We start from the raw sequence: 3,370 nt of genomic DNA, 5'->3' as shown, positions 1-3,370 counted from the left end.
GCCGTGATCACCGGGGGTGGGCCGGGGGTGATGGAGGCCGCCAACCGGGGCGCCACCGAGGCCGGCGGGCTCTCCGTCGGGCTCGGCATCGAGCTGCCGTTCGAGCAGGGCATCAACGACTGGGTCGACCTTGCCATCGACTTCCGGTACTTCTTCGCCCGCAAGACGATGTTCGTCAAGTACGCGCAGGCGTTCGTCGTCCTGCCTGGCGGTTTCGGCACCATGGACGAGCTGTTCGAGGCGCTCACGCTTGTGCAGACCGGCAAGGTGACCCGGTTCCCGGTCGTGCTGATGGGTGTCGCGTACTGGCAGGGTCTGCTCGACTGGCTGCGCGACACGATGGCCGCCGACGGCAAGATCGGCCCGGTCGACCTGGACCTGATCTGCCTCACCGACGACGTCAACGCGGCCGTCCGGCACATCGTCGAGTCCGAGGCGGCGCTCTCCGTCGAGCAGGACGCGGTCCGCGACGAGGCCGTCGCCCGTACCGGGGCCGACCAGCAGGCCGCCGCCGAGCAGACCGCCGACCACCCGCGGGAGAGCTGATGGCGGCGATCTGCGTCTTCTGCGCGTCCTCCCGAACCCTCGACCAGCGATTCCTCGACCTGGCCAGCGAGACCGGCGCGGAGCTGGCCCGACGCGGTCACACGCTGGTGAGCGGCGGTGGCTGCGTCGGCATGATGGGCGCGCTCGCGGACGGCGCCCGGGCCGCCGGTGGGCGCACCCTGGGCGTGATCCCGCAGGCGCTCGTCGACCTGGAGGTCGCCGACCTCGCCTCAGACGAGCTGCTGGTCACCGACTCGATGGCCAGCCGCAAGACGTTGATGATCGAGAAGTCGGACGCGTTCCTCACCCTGCCCGGCGGGCTGGGCACGCTCGACGAGCTGTTCGAGGTGTGGACCACGGCCACGCTCACCCTGCACCGCAAGCCGATGGTGCTGGTCGACGCCGACGGCTTCTACCGCCCGCTACTGGACTGGCTCACCACCCTCGCCGACAAGCACTTCCTCAAACCCGCAGGCCTCGGCCTCCTGACGGTGGCCCCCTCCGTCCCGGCGGCCCTGGACGCGCTGGAGTCCGCCCTCAGCTGACCCCGGCCGTAGCCTGACGGCCTGGTTCGGGGTGGCGGAGTGGGTCGGTGTCACACGGGTCTGATGGGATGAGCTGATGCAGGCGTACCGGTTGGTGCGGCGGTCCGAGGTGCCCGCCGGCGTCGGCGCGTCCACGGACACCGAGCCGGCGCGCACGGGTTGGCGGGCCGACCCCGTGCAGGCCGAGGTGATCGGGCACACCGACGGGCCGATGCTGGTGCTCGGCGGCCCGGGCACCGGCAAGACCAGCACTCTGGTCGAGGCCGTCGCCGCCCGGGTCCGCGAGGGCGTCGACCCCGAACGCGTCCTGGTGCTGACCTTCGGCCGCCGGGGCGCCACCGCGCTGCGCCAACGCATCGAGGCCCGGGTGGCGCAGGACGGCCACCGGGTGCTGCGTGAGCCGCTCGTGCGCACCTTCCCGGCGTACGCCTTCGGGCTGCTCCGCCGGGCCGCCGCCGAGCGGGGCGAGCCGTCGCCGCGCCTGCTCACCGGCCCCGAGCAGGATCTGATCATCCGGGAGCTGCTGGACGTGGTGGGCGAGGAGCCCGACGACGACCCGGTCGGCTGGCCGGACGACCTGCGCCCGGCCCTGCGGACCAGGGCCTTCGCCGGCCAGCTGCGCGACCTGCTCATGCGGGCCGCCGAACGCGGCGTCGGCCCGGTCGACCTGGCCCGGCTGGGCGAGAAGCTCGGCCGCGACGACTGGCCGGCCGCCGCCCGTTTCCTGCGGGAGTACGTGGCCGTGCTCGCGCTGCGCGACGTCAGCAACCGGGGCTCGATCGCGTACGACCCGGCCGAGCTGGTCCGGGCGGCCACGGGTCTGCTGCGCGACGACGAGGAGCTGCTGGCCGCCGAGCGCCGCCGCCTCGCCCACGTGTACGTCGACGAGCTGGCCGACACCGACCCCGCCCAACTGGAGCTGCTCTCGGTGATCGCCGGCGGGGGCACCTCGCTTGTCGCCTTCGCCGACCCGGATTCCTCCACGTACGCGTTCCGCGGCGCCGACCCGGCCGCGGTGAGCACCTTTCCGCACCGGTTCCGGACCGCGTCCGGTGCACCGGCGGCGCAGGTGCTGCTCAGCACGTCGTACCGGGCCGGGCCGGAGCTGCTCGCCGCGATCGCCCGGCTGGGCCGCCGGCTGCGCGGCCCGGCGGCGCACCGCCGGCTGCACCCACTACCGGACGCGCCGCCCGGTGTGGTCGAGGTGCACACGTTCCGCTCGGCGACCAGCGAGGCCGCCTGGCTGGCCCACGCGCTGCGCTCCGCCCACCTGCTCGACGGTGTGCCCTGGTCGCGGATGGCGGTGCTGGTGCGGTCCACCACGTTGCAGCTGCCGACCCTGCAACGGGCGTTGCACGCTGCCGGCGTACCCACCGTGGTGCACGGCGAGGACCTGCCGCTGCACCTGCAACCGGCGGTGGCGCCGCTGCTGCTCCTGCTGCGCTGCGCCCTGGAGCCGGAGCACCTGGACGAGGAGGCGGCCGTCGCGTTGCTGCACTCGCCGCTCGGCGGTGCGGACCCGCTGGCCGAGCGGCGGCTGCGCCAGGGCCTGCGCGCCCTGGCGCTGGCCGGCGGTGACCGGCGTCCGTCCGGCGAGCTGATCGTCGAGGCGTTGCGCGACCCGACGGAGCTGGCCGGCATCGACCGGCGGTGGGCGGAGCCCGCGCAGGCGGTCGCCGGGCTGCTCGCCACCGCCCGGGACGCGGCCGCCCAACCCGGTGCGACCGCGGAGACGGTGCTCTGGGAGGTCTGGGACGCCAGTGGGCTTGTCGAACGCTGGGCGGGCGCGATCGGCCAGGGTCGACCGGCGGCCGGCGAGGGGGACCTGGCCCGGCGCAGGCGCGCCGAGGCGGCCGACCGGGACCTGGACGCGGTGCTTGTGCTCTTCGACGCGGCGGCGCGCTTCACCGACCGGCTGCCCGGCGCCCGTACCGAGGTCTTCCTCGACCACGTGCTCGCCCAGGACCTGCCGGCCGACACCATCGCCCCGACCGCCGACCGGGGCGCGGCGGTGCGGCTGCTCACCGCGCACGCGGCGAAGGGCCTGGAATGGGACCTCGTCGCGGTGGCCGGTGTGCAGGAGGGCATCTGGCCGGACCTGCGGCTGCGCGGCAGCCTGCTCGGCTCGGAGCGGCTGGTCGACGTGCTGACCGGCCGGTCCGTGGGCGGGGCGACAGCGGCGAACGTGGTGGGTCAGACCTCGGCGTTGCTGAACGAGGAACGCCGCCTCTTCCACGTCGCCATCAGCCGGGCACGCCACCGCGCTGACCAGCAGGCGG

General features: G+C 74.7%; 3 protein-coding genes. All 3 read left to right on the top strand.

The genetic code is table 11. The features are described 5' to 3' along the window. The coding region (locus tag FHG89_RS00300; RefSeq protein ID WP_139581856.1) for an LOG family protein at nt 1-546 on the top strand (546 nt) is incomplete at its 5' end. Further along, nucleotides 546-1,091 carry an LOG family protein gene (locus FHG89_RS00295; protein WP_139581854.1) on the top strand — a complete coding sequence of 182 codons (546 nt, stop codon included), beginning with the start codon at nt 546-548 and terminating at the stop codon, nt 1,089-1,091. The genes FHG89_RS00300 and FHG89_RS00295, both read left to right, overlap by 1 nt. A 76-nt stretch (nt 1,092-1,167) precedes the next feature. After that, a partial coding sequence (locus FHG89_RS00290) for an ATP-dependent helicase (RefSeq protein WP_139581853.1) occupies nt 1,168-3,370 on the top strand: 2,203 nt, incomplete at its 3' end.

The sequence above is a fragment of the Micromonospora orduensis genome (assembly GCF_006228125.1).
GTDB classification, from domain to species: Bacteria; Actinomycetota; Actinomycetes; order Mycobacteriales; family Micromonosporaceae; genus Micromonospora; species Micromonospora orduensis.
Note: the sequence above shows the minus strand (reverse complement) of the source record. Positions and strands in the feature narration are given on the sequence as shown.

Bases quoted from the DNA above. Each gene is read 5' to 3' on its own strand.
- FHG89_RS00295 (WP_139581854.1), top strand. From the start codon at position 546: ATGGCGGCGATCTGCGTCTTCTGCGCGTCCTCCCGAACCCTCGACCAG.